Source organism: Zhurongbacter thermophilus (assembly GCF_026184435.1).
In the GTDB taxonomy this organism is placed as follows: Bacteria; Coprothermobacterota; Coprothermobacteria; order Coprothermobacterales; family JAADFF01; genus JAADFF01.
In genome coordinates, this window is the sequence record NZ_CP046447.1 from 1,023,019 (window position 1) to 1,038,605 (window position 15,587).

A 15,587-nucleotide genomic window follows, 5' to 3' on the forward strand; every position below is an offset into this window, starting at 1 on the left:
TATGAATGGGATGGCAAGACTAAAAGCAGGTGAAAGCTTGGGCAAGCTGGTATGGCCAGATGTTGAGGATGTCATCAGCACAACACCAAAGGGTGATTTGGATACCATCCTTTCAACGGCAAAGTTCGCCGCTGAAAATGCCATTAAAAATAGATATATGCTGGCACCTTGGCTTGATGACGCCATCATCAATAGATACGATATTACATATGAACCCAAACCACATTACATCGTTTCTCATGTAAGGATTGAGGCAACACGATGTCCAGGAGTTATTGCTATATTGGCAAATATTGTATCCTTGACAACTCTTCTTGATATGTTTAAAAGTGTTACCAAGAATGTTTATATATCGGACATTATTATGTCAGGAGAAAACTATAATATCAAAGAAATTTCTGTGCTCTCACTGCCAGAAGAAGGTGTATATATCGAAGCAAAAGAGGGAGATACTTTTCCACTTACTATCAATGCAGAAGTACCAGGTGCCATTGGGCTACAATCTGTCATTGTTAAAGAATATGATATGCTTCTTATAGGTGATCTATGGCTAGAAATAGTACCTGATCCAATAGGTATGCATATGGCCAAAGCCCTTAACAATGCTTCAGGAACCATTACCGATCATGCTTTTCTCATAAGGGGGATTAGGAAATGAGTCATCACCATCATCACATACCCAGAATAGATGTAAAGGCTGGCGTTGTTGTCTGCTCTGATAGGGCTTCAAGAGGAGAATATGAGGACAAAGTCATTCCTACAGTGAAAGAAATTTTTGCAGAACTTGGATGGCAACTGATATTTACGTCTATCGTACCAGACAATATAGAAGATATAAGAAAAGCAGCAGAAGAAGGCATTAAAGCAGGTGTCCATGTGATTTTTACAGCAGGTGGTACAGGGGTATCACCTAGAGACGTTACACCAGAGGCCATAAAGCCCCTTATTGCAAAAGAACTACCCGGTATAGCCGAGTATATGCGATATATTTCGTGGTCTAAGACCCCACATGCCTTACTTTCTCGGGCGGTAGCCGGTATAAGCCAAGAAGGGGTTATCATTATCACACTACCCGGTTCACCTAAAGCATCACGGGAAATCATACCTGCCTTAAAAAATGCCATCATGCATGCTATACCTATTATTCAGGGATACAAAATTGAGTGAGGTGAGGGAAGTGAAAGAAGATATTATGCGTAAACCTGATTGGATTAAATTCCATATGCATATCACCAAGGACTATGGACATGTAAGAAATGTGCTTGGTAGATACAATCTATCAACTGTTTGTGCTGAGGCCAAATGCCCTAATAGAGGAAAATGCTATTCCGATGGCACTGCCACATTTCTTATCCTCGGCGATATCTGTACTAGGGCATGTAGATACTGTAGCGTTAAAAAGGGGAAACCAGACCCTCTTGACCCAAACGAGCCTTTGAGAGTAGCCCTCGCTTCTAAGGAGTTAGAATTATCCTTTGTTGTCATAACATCAGTTACCCGTGATGATCTACCCGATGGTGGAGCACACCACTATGCGGAGACTGTAAGAAAGGTTAAAGAGTTAACAGGTGCAAAGGTGGAAGTGCTTATTCCAGATTTTAAGGGTAATATGGAACTTGTAGATATTGTGATGAAAGCCGAACCAGATGTAATGAACCATAATATAGAGGTTGTACCAAGATTATTTAGAAGGATTAGACCCGGAGCCAATTATCAGCAATCTCTGGATATACTGAGATATGTTAAAGACCACTACCCCAATGCCGTTATAAAATCTGGCTTTATGGTAGGTCTTGGTGAGAATAAAGATGAAGTATTTAAGGTATTAAAAGATCTGTACTATGCAGGTGTTGATATCGTAACCATAGGCCAATATCTCAGACCATCTAAACATCAAATGCCTGTGCATAGATACGTTACACCAGAAGAATTTAAAGAATATGAAGAATATGGTATGTCTATAGGTATCCCCGTAGTTGTTTCTGGTCCACTAGTAAGATCATCTTACAAAGCTAAGGAGAGTTATGAGATAATAATGATGAAAAGGGGGGATACGCATGAAACTAGAAAAATATATGCCGCTGCTAATTGAGGTAAAAGACCTGCTTATGGATGAACCAGATACAGCAGGCAGAAAGGCGCTCGGTATCATCGAAAACCTACTGAGAGATTTTGCACCAGATTATGGTATTGAATATACTGGGGATATTGAAGGGGAAACACTTGTAGAAATGCTTGCTGAAAAAGGTTTTATTCGAGATGAATATTTGAAAAAATCCTTATTGGAAATATGCGACATTAAATCCTGTCTACATACATCCAAAGGCTTTTTCCTAAAACCACAGACAGCTCGATTTATCATTACTACACTTGAAATGCTTATTAAGCACAACGCCAAGGAAGCAAGACATCTTATTAGCAACCGACCAGTTATTGCCGATGTATCAGACACATTGGGTTATGCCAAGGAAGTAATGATGGAAAGGGGATTTTCTCAACTTCCTGTCATGGACGGTATTCGTATCATAGGAATGTTATCACTAAAAGGCCTTATAGGTAGGTTAGCAAACACTAATGTAGAAAGATGGGAGAACTTAAAAATTGGAGATATCAAAGAATATCTTGAAGAGGCACACATCATAAATAAGGAAACATCTGTAGATGATATTCTACAGTTCTTTAAGGAAAATCCCACAGGTATGCTCATTGTTACCGAAACAGGTCAAGAAACCAGTAGAGTTATAGGTGTTATCACAGCTTCTGACCTCATTCCACTCCTATAGCCAAAATTTGCGATAACGAACACCGTCTTTATTCTGAAAAATCTCATTAAGGGTGGGAGAGACAACTTCCACCCTTTTTTCTTTACCTACAAACCATTTTCTATTTGCGTTAAATACATCCTCTGACACGCGAAAAGACATATTGGGAATATCATTTACAAGCATGGTCTCGTAAGGAACAAGCCATACCACCCCATCTACCTCTCTGTAAAACTCTGTTAGAAAATTATAGTCATAGGCAAAAAGCCATATGTGGGAATATATATCCAACAAAGTAGATAGATCATCTGATACATTTCCTTTTATAAATAGCACTAAAGCATCGGGAGAATATTTCTTCAGAGTATATCGCAGTTTCTTCTCAGACAAAGGCCTAAACATGGGAACATCACCTATAAAGGCTACTGTAGTCATTCTGCCTATCAAAGCTGTCATTGATATATCAATCAGTCCATTTATAACCATGGCTCAAGCATCTCCTCAATAACGCTATTTGAAAGCATAATACACTCAGGACTGTCTTTTACAAATAATCTATCATCAGTAATCTGTACACACTCCATATCTATTGCCCTACTTATAAGAATGCTCCAGTTCCCTCCCAGTCTCTCCCAGCGAAAACGGCTAATACCCTCACCTATCAGTCTGAGTGCCATAAGTCCATACTCCGTCAGAAGGTCTTTTCCCTTTACCACTTCGTGTTTTCTCTGGATACTACCCTGAAGATAATCTTTTATTGTAGGCACATTTTCATATCTTACAAAGTTGACAAAACCCCATGCAGATACTCCAACTCCAACATAGAAATCCTGATACCAATACACAATATTATGTTTGCTCTCATATCCAGATAGTGCAAAGTTTGATATCTCGTAATGGTGATATCCCATATCTCCCATAAAGTTATACAACCATACCATATCTTCATATAAAATATCTTCCTCTACAGGCCCCCACTTACCACCACGAATAAGGGCATGTGCCAGCGTGCCCTCGTGTATATCCATCATATACACAGACATATGGTTTGGTTTCATTGCCACAATAGTCTTAATGTCTTTTCTAAACGACATAGATATGCCATAGGGCAGATAAGTAGGATAAATCATATCCACATTGAAATTAATACCACTACTAGCAAGATACTCGATTGCCCTGATAGAATCTTTAGCCGTATGTTTCCTGTTCCAAGCAGACAAGAGTTCATCACTGAGTGTTTGCACACCAACAGATACACGGTTGATACCCATAGATACGATATGGGAGAGCCAATCACGGGATATATCTTCAGGATTGGCCTCAACAGTAAACTCTACAGGACCTCCCCACTTGCGCACCTTTACAACAATCTTCTCAAGAAGAGAAAGGGGTAAGGCTGATGGAGTTCCTCCACCAATATATGCTGTATATAAGGTGGCATCAGGCAATGCCTGATGCCACCAGTCTATTTCTTCAAGTAGTCTATCTACATACTGCTTTTCAATATCCTCCTTAAGCAAAGGATATGAAACAAAGTCGCAATATGCACATTTGTAACGACAAAATGGAATATGAATATACAAAGATAGCCTCAATCTTTGTTGCCCCCACTATCAACTTTTAGAACCTCGAGGAATGCTTCCTGAGGTATGCTAATGCGCCCAAATTTCTTCATACGCTTCTTACCTTCTTTTTGCTTCTGGAGCAGCTTTTTCTTTCTACTAACATCTCCACCATAACATTTAGCAAGCACATCTTTTTTAAGTGGTCTGATATTCTCACGGGCAACAATACGACCGCCAACTTTCGCCTGAAGTGCTATCTCAAATAGCTGTCTGGGTATCACTTTCTTCAATCTAAGGAGCACTTCTCTCGCCCTTCGTGTTGCATAGTCCTTGGGGGCAACAAACGACAAAGCATCAACAGGTTTTCCGTTGACAAGTATTTCTACCTTGACAACATCAGCAGGTCTATAGCCAAGAAAGTCATAGTCAAAGGAAGCAAAACCACGTGAAACAGATTTTAGCTGGTCAAAGAAGTCAAGAATAATCTCTGAATACGGAAGGTCAAATGTCAGATGCACCCTATTTTCAGATGGATACTCCATATGCACCATAATACCTCTACGGTTATGGGCCAGCTGCATAACAGGTCCAACATAGTCATTGGGAACAATAATCTCTCCTCTAACATAAGGTTCTTCTATGAGTTCTATCTCAGCAGGATCAGGAAAATCCGCCGGACTGTGTGCTTCTATAACCTCACCATTTTTCTTGGTAATACGATAAATAACATTAGGCGTTGTAATAACAAGCTCAAGGTCAAATTCTCTCTCAAGCCTTTCCCTAACAATTTCCATATGAAGAAGTCCCAAGAAACCACACCTGAATCCAGGACCCAGTGCCGGTGAGTTTTCTGGTTGGAAAAACAGAGCGGCATCATTCAATGCCAGTTTCTGAAGGGCATCTCTAAGCTTTTCAAAATCCTCGCTCTCCACAGGATACAAACCAGCAAACACCATGGGCTTAACTTTTCTAAAACCAGGAATCGGCTCACTGGCAGGATTCTGGGCCGATGTTACCGTATCACCAACCTGGGCATCGCGAATATTCTTAATTGTGGCAGCAACCCATCCAACCTCACCGGGGCCGAGTTCATCTGTCTGAACCATCTCAGGTCTAAAAATACCAAGTTCGTTAACTTCATACTCACTACCTGTTGCCATGAGCTTTATCTTCATGCCTTTGCGTATCACTCCGTCAAAGACACGAACATAGATAATAACACCACGGTAGTTATCATATTTACTATCAAAGATAAGAGCCCTCAGAGGTTTTTCTGTATCACCGCTGGGAGCAGGTATTCTCTCCTTTATAGCCTCTATCAGTTCATCAATACCCCACCCCATCTTAGCAGACACTAAGATAGCATCTGATGTATCTATACCGATAAGGTCTTCTATCTCCTGTTTAACCCTATCGGGGTCAGCTGCTGGGAGGTCTATCTTATTGATAACGGGTATAATCTCAAGATCGTTTTCTATTGCCTTGTATGCATGGGCCAGTGTCTGAGCCTCTACTCCCTGGGTGGCATCCACAACAAGAAGGGCGCCCTCACATGAGGCAAGGGCACGGGACACCTCATAAGAAAAATCTACATGGCCAGGGGTATCAATGATATTGAATCGAAAACCATCTATATCAAGCGATACAGGGTGAGATTTAATTGTTATTCCCCTTTCCCTTTCAAGGTCCATTTGGTCAAGATACTGCTCTATATTCTTTGCCTTTTTATTTCCTGCCCTTTCCAAAAATCTATCTGCAAGCGTGGATTTTCCATGGTCTATATGGGCAATTATAGAAAAGGTTCTTATCTTATCCATCGGAAACATGTTTTATCACCTCTTGCCATATACTTCTACTTATATCTCGCTTAGTACCATATGGTATATGTCTCTTTGCACCATCTTTAAATATAACATAGACCTCGTTATAATCACTACCAAAGCCTATTTCTTTTCGAGAAACATCATTATAAACAATAGCATCTATACCCTTATCATTCATCTTCTGTACAGCCCGCTCAACACCCGATGCTGTCTCTGCAGAGAACCCTATAGTATACACATGTGGATATAGAGATTTAACCGTCTTCACAACATCGGGAGCAGGAGAAAGATGTATAACCATATCACCTTCACGCCTGTTGAGCTTACCTTCATGATATTCAGGAATAAAATCACCCACGGCAGCGGACATGATAAGCATATCGGCATGTTGCAGGTGCTTCTTTAATAAGTCTACAAGGTCGTAGGCTGTATCAAAATACTCTACCCTCGCAAAATGAGGTGCATCTACACGGCTACCTTTACCCAGAAGCAATATGACATTTGCCCCAAGAATCCATGCTTCCCTTGCAAGCTCATACCCCATTTTCCCAGAAGATGGGTTGGATATAAATCTTACATTATCAATAAAGTGTCGTGTAGGTCCTGCCGTTATCACCACTGTTTTACCCTGAAGAGGTTTGTGCTCCACCATGGCATACTCAACATAATCAATAATCTTATCTATTTCAGGAAAACGACCTTTACCTGTATCACCACATGCAAGATACCCGCTATCTGGAGGCACCATTATATGTTTGGGATAAGCCAATACCATCTCTAAATTTCGCTGGGTTGAGGGATGTTCATACATAGCCGTATTCATAGCAGGGACAAGCACAACTGGTCCTGTAAAGGCAAGGTACGTATCAAGAACAATATTGTCGGCTATACCAGACACCATTTTGGCAAGAGTATTGGCAGTAAGTGGTGCCATAACCATTACATCGCCCCACTTTGCTGCTTCAACATGAGAGGCCCGTCTCCACTCTGGATGGTCATCACCACGCATAACGAAGTTTCCACTAAGAGATTCCACCGTTCTAAAACCAATAAATTCCTCTGCCTTAGGCGTCATAAGCACCTGCACTGATGCACCAAGTTTATGCATAGTACTTGTTAGATATGCCCCTTTATAGGCAGCTATGCCACCTGTTATAGCATGAAGTATATGTCTACCTTCCCACCTTTTATCCACCTTTAACGCCCCCTTTTTCATATGATACACTACAGAAAAAGGAGGGATAGCAGTGCCAGGAAGAAGAGGCGTTGGACGAGGAATGCGATGGGGAGGATATGGAGGCTGGTTTTTAAAACTTTTACTTCTCTTGCTTATAAGAAACGAACCATCCCATGGATATGACCTTGCGGCTAAACTGGCCCCCTTTGGCTACACAATACAAGGCCGTGGAGGAATGGGACCTATTTACCGTGTACTACGAGAACTAGAGATGGAAGGGCTTATTGTATCTTCTTGGGAAACACCCGGTCCCATGGGAGGTCCCGCACGAAGGATATATACTATCACCCCATTAGGTGAACAGACCCTTCGCCTGTGGATAGAAGAGCTAAGAAGTCAAAGAAAGATGATAGATAATATCTTAAAGTTATATGAGGGAATGTAAGTGGCGGAGGGAGCGGGACTCGAACCCGCATGGCCGGAAGGCCACCCTCGGCTTTCGAGGCCGGGCCCTTAGCCAATTCGGGCATCCCTCCACCGAGTATGTATTATAACACATGACTATTTAAAGCCCACTGGTAAGCAGCTCTGAAGTAGCTTTCCCCTTTTTGTTTTATAGAAGCTTTCATGTTCTCATCTGACATGGCCGCCATAAGGAACATAGATAATGCCATAACCTTCCTTGCTTTAATGGCCCTTATATAACCTATATCATTCCTCTGAGCCATATATGAATCCTTGTATATATTCAATCTATCAAGCCACCAAGTATCTTCTGACATATTGGGAAGCTCATCGTTCTTTTTATAATAGGCAAATAACACTTGAAATAATTCATCTGAAGTAGGCATAACTACGCTAGCCTCTTCATCATAGGTAATACTAACCTCTCTCTGTACAATATCATCTTCTCGAGATTGAGGCATATAGCGACGAATATAAGATACCGGTGTAAATAATCCAGCTATTGGTATCAGTGAAAAATCAAAGTATATGTCAACATTTTCTAAAAGCTTATCACGAATGCGTTCTACATCATGAGAAGAGGCATACAAGAGAAGATAACTTTTCCTTCTTAAATGTCTTATCTCTTCAAGGTGCTCTCTAATAAATGTCAGCTCGGTATCAATAATACCCGCTAATGCTGTTAGTGCTTTGGTAAAGTCTTCATCATCAGACATCCTTGATGCCAACGATTTAATAGACTCATACTCTTCCACCAGTCTTTCATATAGGTCCTCTCCACCACTATCCAAAACAAACTTAGCACTTTTCCTAATATTACTTAAGGCTGTTGTCAACAAACCTATATTTTCAGCAACAAGTCCCTCTGATTCATATACCCTTAGCATAGAGAGAATACGCAAAATATGTGCTATTTCCCTTTTGGTAGGAGGAGTTTTATAAAATGTAGCTATTTCCACCAAAATATCAGATATCAGGAACAAAAATAGCCTGCCATGGAGTGTTAGCTCATAGATACCACGAGTCTTCTTCAACAAACCTTCTTTGACAGCCAATAGCAATATTTTTTCCACATCATCTCCTGAACTACCATATCGCTTTTCAAATTCTGTATAGATATAATGATTATCAACAAGTGTAGAAGATATATTACCCATGAGCACTATATGTAAAAGTCTAACTATGTCTATAAATTGGGGACTTCTTATGAGCTTGCCCCAATTATGAAGCTGCTGCCAACTTTCACCATACGCTTGAAGAAGCTGGGTAAATGCAACCTTATTCAACCTTGATAACCTCCGATGCCATATTAAATACATTGCGTGTAATGTGATAAATAAGAGTATCGTCTCTATCGGCTACAACCTTAGGAGGTTCTACCATTGTAAAAACATGTATCTGGCCGGGCACCTTTTCTAAAAGAAGTCTCAACAACTTCCCAAAATTGACTTTATCAAGATTGGTCTGTGCCTCATCAATCATAAGAAAATGCACATTGCCTGTTTTAACCATCCAGGCAGCTAAATATAGACTAAATGCCACTAATATGCCTTCACCACCAGACAAACGCATTACATCATAATCATTCCAAACTCCATCTCTTGAACGAATAGAAACCACAACATCACCGACAGTCTTGGGAGCATCTGTATCTATATGTATCTCAATTTTTCCATCAAATCCAAAGGTTGAAAGAAAATCGGAAAAAATATCAGTTATCTGAGACTGTATTTGTCTAATAGAATTGATGAGATTCTGCTTCAACTGCATAAGGTCACCCAGTGCCTCAGCTTGCCATTTTTCTACTTCCTCAAAACGTCTTTTCATATTCTCTACGGTTTGTTTCATTTCTTCATATCTAAGGGTAACATCTTCTACCTGTCCCATACCCTGCAATTTAGCCTCCAGTAGGGCGATTTGCCTATCAATAGAAAGGGTAGACATATCTCCTTGATATAAGGAGGCATCCGCTAATAAATCTTTGTCATAGACACTGAGTTTTGCAGACAATGAAAGCATTTTATCTTTCAAAGAAAGCATTTCTCTTTTCTCTTTGGATACAAGAGAACGTAGCTTAGAAATATCTTTCTCTAGATAATTCTTATCGGTAGTGGCTGAAGATAACCTAGCAACAATATCTTCTATCTTTTTCTTATCGGGTGCATCTCCCTTTATCTCTTCCAGTTGCCTGTACAATCTGTCTCTACGCGTTGTTAAAGACAAATACCGCTGATATCTTAGTGTATCTTCTGCCAGCTGCTTGTCATCTTTCAACGATTCTATTTGCCTGTCTATCTCACGAATTTCTTCTAAAATACGAGAGACATCAGGCATCGTAGACAATTTTTGTTCCAGAGACTGGATATCCGTTTTAACAAACCTTATTCTATCTTGATGTCTCAAGTAGGCTTTATGAGCCTTTTGAAGCTTTTTATATTCTTCTTCCAAATGCTGCAACTTCTCTTCCAGTTCATCTGTCTGAACATCTTCCACTTGTTCTGACGATATAGCCAGATGAAAGTTTCCCTGTTTTTCTTCCCATATGCCCCACCAATCCCACATCTCTTCATGGATAATAGCAAGGGCACCAGCAGAACGCACCTCATCGGCAGACTCCTTATCTGGAACAATAAATATACGGCTCAATAACCGTCGAAGTGTTTCGTCATTTGTCTCAATATAATCTTGCAGTGATGGATATGGTAGAGGAGCAGGTTTTCCCAGTGGCGCCAGATCTTTTTCTAAAAATACTGCTAAAACTTTGGCCACTATGTCGGCGTATCTTGCATCCTTAACTATAACGGGACTTTTCGATAGCTTTTCCTTCCAACGTCTCTGTCTCTCTTTGATATCACGTATGTGCCTCTTAAGAGTAGATATTTCGTCGGCAAGCCCGCCAAGATAGACTTCATCTACAGGCTCGGGGATATTCTTAAGCAAATCTTCTAATTCTTTCTTTCTGTCTTCCAGTAAACGTGCAATAGACTCTCTCTGTCCCTTCATAGTCTCCTGTTTACTTTTCAAAGCATTTTTCTTCCGAATAAGTGCCTTGATTTCGCTGTCTATCTTGGCTATTACTGACTCAAGCTGTGGGATAGTTAGCATCATATATCTGTCACTGTGGGGTTCTTTAACATCACCCAAGCTCTTTAATTGGCCTTCTACTTTTCCTATATCTGCAAGAATACGATTCTTCTTTACTTCAAAAGTCTCTATAGCCTTTGTAAGTTTTTTATAGTCATCGGAGAGGCGGTGTTCCATTTTTTCAATATCCTTCAGCAAATTCCGTTTTTCTTCTAGCTCCTCTAAGAGAGTTTTCCGATGTCTACATAGCTCACCATATTTTCTGGCAAGTTCCCGAAGCTCAGTAAGTAGTTGCGCTGCCTGAACAACTTTTCGCAATTTCTTTAATTTTTCTATCTCTTCTTGAACCGCCTTATATTCCAGAAATCTTTCATATTGGGTTTTGACAAGCTCAAAGTTACGTGTTACATCTATAAGATCTAGTTTTGCCTCCTTATATATTTCCATAACCCTATCGTAGTCAAGTTTTTTCTCTTCCAGAACACCTATAAAATCCCGTATACCCATCAAGTCCATAAGAGCTGAAAAACGCCTTCTCCGATGCTCGGCCAGTCCCCTTTTCTTTATATGTTCCTCAACTGCAGAGCGAAAAGGCAAAGGAATAGACCCCATTTGTATAAACACCTGGGTAGGGGAGGCTCCTATAGAAGAAAAATATTCACTGAGCCTGGCATGAGAGATTCTCTTCCTTTCTTCCCCAATACGATAATGAACCCTCTTTCCTATCTGTTTTTCAAGATACACATGTAAAATATCCGACCTCGGAACCAGAGAGGAAGATACATCAGAAACATCAAAAATCCCCTCAACCTCGAGCAAATCCTCTCCCATGCGGATATCACCATCTTCTGGCTCCATCCCTATGAGAAATAAAAGAGCTCTGGCAATCGTCGTCTTACCTGAACCATTAAGTCCATAGTAGTAAATTAACTTGGCATTTTCATAATCTAAAATTGCTTCTTTATAAGAACGCACGTTTTTAATTTTCAGTAATTGGGGCTTCACTATCATCCCTCCCAATAATCTTCTTAACATCCTCCTCGGTAGCATTCTGCCACACATCCTTCATATTAGCTGCCACCTTAGATGTATCTATCAATCTTCTTAGTAATGCTGTAGGTCTAATAAAAATAAAATCTGTATCATCATCTCTTACCTGTATAAGCCCATAATCTTCTAATTTGGCAATAATTTTTTTTAACATCAAATTTTCCTTGCTTATTCCTCTTTCTTTCAACATATGAATAATATCTTCAGCAGGTACATAAGTATGTCCCTGTATTTCCTCAAATAGAACATACAATAAAAATGCCATGGTAAACCTATCTATACCTAGCATACGCCTAATATCGCCCTCAGGCACACTTTTCATACGCATAACAATCATGGCATATATTTCACCTGTTTCAGGATTACGGTCATACAAAACTTCAAAAAGTCCTCCACTTTCCTTCCTCACAAATTCGGCAAACTCCACAGTTTCATTCTGTTCCAGACCTAACCTATCTATTGATAACCATTTACGAGAAGATATAGCCATTTTCTCCATAATCTTTCTATATGACATTGTTTCATGCCTCCTCACAAACATCTGAGATTTATTATAACCATGTAATTTATGGGATAATATACGACGATGAAAGGTAATATACGAAAAGCATCGATATACACAATAATAGGCAAGTTTCTTAGCAAAATCTTGGGGCTCATAAGAGAGCGTATTACCAAGACTATGTTTGGTCTTTCTCCAGAAATGTCTATTTTTTCATTTGTAATAACACTCATAGGTCTTATAAGAAGTACAACAATCAAAAGCATCAACAAAGTATCGGTACCTCATATTCTCAAACACCAAGAAGATGAGGCTTCCATATCCAGTAGCTTTAGTGTGGTTATACTATTTAACATCCTTATTGGTATCATACTCATGATATTCAGTTATCCCCTTGCCAAATATACTTTAGGCAATTTGACATATTCGCCGTCTCTTATCCGATTTGGCCAAATCATGTACATAATGGCTGGAACCATCATCATCATCCTGTCTATTTCAGATACAGCGGAAAGTATTCTTAGTGGATTTCGCATATTTACCTACCAAATCATCAGGGAACCGTTAATAAACACTATCTATATTGCCAGTATACTTATATTTCCTTCAACTACTATGCTTATGGGAGGCAGACTCATCGGGGAATTGGTGTTTGCCGTCATAATTGCAGTAGCACTGCTCATCAATAAATATTTCATTTGGACAAAACCACATATTTCTCACATAAAGACAATCATTTGGCTTAGCATACCTGTTGTGCTTGGGACAAGCATCAACTTCATTAATACATTTGTAGATAGATACATGGCAACATTACTACCAGATACCAGAAGTGTTTCTGCTCTGGCCGCAGCAACAACTATAGCAATACTTCCATATGCCCTATTTGGTGAAGCTATTGCCAAAAGTGTATACACTGGATTTTCGGAAGCCAGCACAAACAAAGATATGTCTGAGTTCTCTTCGTATATAGGTAAGGTTTTATACTTAGGAGGTTGGTTAATTATACCGTCGGCAATTGGAATAGCCTCTTTATCAGATAACATTACATTTTTTCTTTACTATGGCGGTAAATTCCAAATGAATGATGTCACCCTTGTCTCTCTAGCAACGATGTTCTATGCTTTTCGCTATCTGTTTACATCTCTATACATTCCCCTCAATAATAGTCTTGTTGCATTGGAAAAGGGATATATTTCAATGTGGCTTGCCTTGATATTTGTTCCAATCAACATCATTCTTAATTGGCTACTAGGATTTCAATTCCACATGGGAGCTCCCGGATTTGCCTTAGCAACAGCTATTACATCAGGATTAATGCTTATATCTGTTATCATAATCCTTCTTCATATAACCCAAAGCAGGTTAGCCAGGAAACATACCTATGGTCTTCTAAAAGTTACTATTGCCTCTACTATTATGGCACTATCTCTACTATTTCTTAAAAGACTTACTGGTATGAGCAGAATATATACTATACTGCTTACCGTAATCGGTGCAATGATATACATTGTCATACTAGGAATGCTAAAAGATGAAGAGCTGTACCATATTATAAGGAAACTGGCAAGGAGGAAGACACAGTGAAACAACTCATTAAACCCAGATCTGTAAAAGTCAATAGCATTATCTCTTTCCTCGGCATATTTATTAGTCGTATACTGGGCTTTATAAGAGACATGCTTATAGGATATTTCTTTGGAACTTCTCCTGTTACAGACGCATTCAATATAACAATGAAGGTTATTTTCTACCTTGCCAATCAAATATCATCTGCATTCAATATCGGTTTCCTTAGCCTCTTCATACACGAAAAAGAAAAAGAAGGAGAAGAAAAGGCCAAACAACTTGCCAGCAGTCTCATATCGTTTGTTGCAGCATTAGGACTTGTAGTATCCATACTTATCTTTCTGCTTGCCCCATGGATTGGTAAATTATACCCGGGTATAAACGAAATTACATATAGCTATCTGGTAAGTTTTCTGAGATGGACATCGTTTGCCTTTTTCTTCATAATTACCAGTGGCATACTTTGGAGCTTATTTCAGTCTTATCACATCTTTACTATACCTTATCTTGCTGTGTTCATCCAAAATGCAACAATAGTTATCGTTATATACGTTTTTCACACATCTCATGCTTTGCCTTTATCTGTACTTATAGCAACAACGCTTATGTTCATTTTCACAACCATACCCGTCAAACATGTTCTTCGCATAAATATACGCAAACCATCAAGTGATATCGTAGCCAAGTTTCTGGCCATATCAAGTCCTACCTTGATAAGCACTGGTATTATCTACTTCAGCGTCCTGGCTGACCAGATAATGGCATCATTTATGCCTACAGGTTCTATTACACGACTAGAATATGCCAACAAAATAGCATCGTTACCACCAGCTATGTTTGGTATAGCCATAGCAGGAGCATTTTTCCCTAGATTGTCAGAACTCGTTAGCAGAAAACAATGGAAAGATTTTCAGACATTGTTGGAAAACGGTATATCTGCTATATGGTTTTTAACAATCCCTTCGGCTGTGGGACTCATTTTCTTAGCGGATAAGATAGTTCACTTACTTTTCTACTTTCCTGGCGGTAAGTTTTCATTGGAAGATGTACACCTAACAGCTATGGCCATGGCAATGTATGCCATAGGTATCCCTTTTCAGAGCGCTATCATAGCATTCAATAGAGGACATTATGCATTTAAAGATACCATGACCCCTCTAAAAACCTCTTCTTTTGCACTATTTATCAATGTTATCTTTAACTATCTGTTTGGAATTATTTTAAATATGGGAATAATGGGTTTGGCATTAGGAACATCCCTAGCTAGCATTGTCAATTTCTATATGTTAGGGCATACATTAGAAAAGAAAATATCAGGCAAGTTAATAAACATGTTATTAAAAGATTTTATGAGAATTACAGCTTATTCTATCCCAATGAGCATAGTTTTAATATGCAGCAACCTATATTTAGGACAGATGCATAAAATAACAACTATACTTATTATATTTACAGCTGTGTTTACTTATGGTATCACCGTTATACTCGTGAAACCTAAAGAATTAAACATCCTTCGCAAGAGAAACAAGGTATAATAATTTATGCAGAGACACATGTCTCAACAATACCCTATAGAAGGAGGGACTATGC

The 15,587-nt window shown here is 39.4% G+C and carries 14 protein-coding genes and 1 tRNA gene; 7 read left to right on the forward strand and 8 right to left on the reverse strand.

What is annotated here, in order from left to right; translation table 11 throughout:
• Nucleotide 1: 1 nt before the first annotated feature.
• Genes GM182_RS05080 through GM182_RS05095 form a run of 4 tightly spaced genes read left to right on the forward strand, consistent with a single transcriptional unit; the run spans nucleotide 2 to nucleotide 2,783 of the window.
• Nucleotides 2-658, forward strand: a complete 657-nt coding sequence (locus tag GM182_RS05080; protein WP_449186037.1) for a hypothetical protein — start codon at nucleotides 2-4, stop codon at nucleotides 656-658.
• Complete coding sequence (locus GM182_RS05085) at nucleotides 655-1,167, forward strand: MogA/MoaB family molybdenum cofactor biosynthesis protein (RefSeq protein ID WP_449186038.1); 513 nt, start codon at nucleotides 655-657, stop codon at nucleotides 1,165-1,167. The genes GM182_RS05080 and GM182_RS05085 overlap by 4 nt, the downstream gene beginning before the upstream one ends.
• Before the next feature lie 10 nt (nucleotides 1,168-1,177).
• Nucleotides 1,178-2,092, forward strand: coding sequence for a lipoyl synthase (lipA, locus tag GM182_RS05090; RefSeq protein WP_449186039.1), 915 nt, complete (start codon nucleotides 1,178-1,180; stop codon nucleotides 2,090-2,092).
• Nucleotides 2,058-2,783 (forward strand): CBS domain-containing protein, encoded by a 726-nt coding sequence (locus GM182_RS05095; protein ID WP_449186040.1) that lies wholly within the window; start codon nucleotides 2,058-2,060, stop codon nucleotides 2,781-2,783. Before lipA ends, GM182_RS05095 begins: the two co-directional genes overlap by 35 nt.
• Here the strand turns inward: GM182_RS05095 and GM182_RS05100 are convergent.
• Genes GM182_RS05100 through coaBC form a run of 4 tightly spaced genes read right to left on the reverse strand, consistent with a single transcriptional unit; the run spans nucleotide 2,778 to nucleotide 7,345 of the window.
• Nucleotides 2,778-3,248: a hypothetical protein gene (locus tag GM182_RS05100; protein WP_449186041.1), complete on the reverse strand. Its 471-nt coding sequence runs from the start codon at nucleotides 3,246-3,248 to the stop codon at nucleotides 2,778-2,780. The two genes, GM182_RS05095 and GM182_RS05100, sit on opposite strands and share 6 nt — an antisense overlap.
• A complete protein-coding gene (hemW, locus tag GM182_RS05105) occupies nucleotides 3,239-4,357 on the reverse strand; it encodes a radical SAM family heme chaperone HemW (RefSeq protein WP_449186042.1) in 1,119 nt (372 codons plus the stop codon). Before hemW ends, GM182_RS05100 begins: the two co-directional genes overlap by 10 nt.
• Nucleotides 4,354-6,153, reverse strand: a complete 1,800-nt coding sequence (lepA, locus tag GM182_RS05110; protein ID WP_449186043.1) for a translation elongation factor 4 — start codon at nucleotides 6,151-6,153, stop codon at nucleotides 4,354-4,356. Before lepA ends, hemW begins: the two co-directional genes overlap by 4 nt.
• Complete coding sequence (gene coaBC, locus GM182_RS05115) at nucleotides 6,137-7,345, reverse strand: bifunctional phosphopantothenoylcysteine decarboxylase/phosphopantothenate--cysteine ligase CoaBC (protein WP_449186044.1); 1,209 nt, start codon at nucleotides 7,343-7,345, stop codon at nucleotides 6,137-6,139. The genes lepA and coaBC overlap by 17 nt, the downstream gene beginning before the upstream one ends.
• Before the next feature lie 52 nt (nucleotides 7,346-7,397).
• Between coaBC and GM182_RS05120 the strand changes: the two genes are divergently transcribed.
• On the forward strand, nucleotides 7,398-7,772 hold the full coding sequence (locus tag GM182_RS05120; protein ID WP_449186045.1) for a helix-turn-helix transcriptional regulator: 375 nt from the start codon (nucleotides 7,398-7,400) through the stop codon (nucleotides 7,770-7,772).
• 1 nt (nucleotide 7,773) lies between these two features.
• Here the strand turns inward: GM182_RS05120 and GM182_RS05125 are convergent.
• The 4 genes from GM182_RS05125 to GM182_RS05140 form a co-directional block, all read right to left on the reverse strand.
• Nucleotides 7,774-7,863: transfer RNA gene (locus GM182_RS05125), tRNA-Ser, on the reverse strand.
• A gap of 12 nt (nucleotides 7,864-7,875) precedes the next feature.
• Nucleotides 7,876-9,078 carry a hypothetical protein gene (locus GM182_RS05130; RefSeq protein WP_449186046.1) on the reverse strand — a complete coding sequence of 401 codons (1,203 nt, stop codon included), beginning with the start codon at nucleotides 9,076-9,078 and terminating at the stop codon, nucleotides 7,876-7,878.
• Nucleotides 9,071-11,881 carry an AAA family ATPase gene (locus tag GM182_RS05135; RefSeq protein WP_449186047.1) on the reverse strand — a complete coding sequence of 937 codons (2,811 nt, stop codon included), beginning with the start codon at nucleotides 11,879-11,881 and terminating at the stop codon, nucleotides 9,071-9,073. Before GM182_RS05135 ends, GM182_RS05130 begins: the two co-directional genes overlap by 8 nt.
• Nucleotides 11,856-12,443, reverse strand: a complete 588-nt coding sequence (locus tag GM182_RS05140) for a hypothetical protein (protein ID WP_449186048.1) — start codon at nucleotides 12,441-12,443, stop codon at nucleotides 11,856-11,858. Before GM182_RS05140 ends, GM182_RS05135 begins: the two co-directional genes overlap by 26 nt.
• A gap of 69 nt (nucleotides 12,444-12,512) precedes the next feature.
• On the opposite strand from GM182_RS05140, the gene murJ (GM182_RS05145) reads away from it, so the two are divergent.
• On the forward strand, nucleotides 12,513-14,015 hold the full coding sequence (murJ, locus tag GM182_RS05145; RefSeq protein ID WP_449186049.1) for a murein biosynthesis integral membrane protein MurJ: 1,503 nt from the start codon (nucleotides 12,513-12,515) through the stop codon (nucleotides 14,013-14,015).
• Entirely contained in the window at nucleotides 14,012-15,532 is a 1,521-nt protein-coding gene (murJ, locus tag GM182_RS05150; RefSeq protein WP_449186050.1) for a murein biosynthesis integral membrane protein MurJ, read from the forward strand. Before murJ (GM182_RS05145) ends, murJ (GM182_RS05150) begins: the two co-directional genes overlap by 4 nt.
• Nucleotides 15,533-15,587 lie beyond the last annotated feature (55 nt).

Excerpts from the sequence above, each read along its gene's own strand:
- GM182_RS05095 (WP_449186040.1), top strand. The coding sequence starts at position 2,058 with ATGAAACTAGAAAAATATATGCCGCTGCTAATTGAGGTAAAAGACCTG.
- GM182_RS05140 (WP_449186048.1), bottom strand. The coding sequence starts at position 12,443 with ATGTCATATAGAAAGATTATGGAGAAAATGGCTATATCTTCTCGTAAA.
- GM182_RS05085 (WP_449186038.1), top strand. The coding sequence starts at position 655 with ATGAGTCATCACCATCATCACATACCCAGAATAGATGTAAAGGCTGGC.
- GM182_RS05080 (WP_449186037.1), top strand. The coding sequence starts at position 2 with ATGAATGGGATGGCAAGACTAAAAGCAGGTGAAAGCTTGGGCAAGCTG.
- lepA (WP_449186043.1), bottom strand. The coding sequence starts at position 6,153 with ATGTTTCCGATGGATAAGATAAGAACCTTTTCTATAATTGCCCATATA.
- GM182_RS05100 (WP_449186041.1), bottom strand. The coding sequence starts at position 3,248 with ATGGTTATAAATGGACTGATTGATATATCAATGACAGCTTTGATAGGC.
- murJ (WP_449186049.1), top strand. The coding sequence starts at position 12,513 with ATGAAAGGTAATATACGAAAAGCATCGATATACACAATAATAGGCAAG.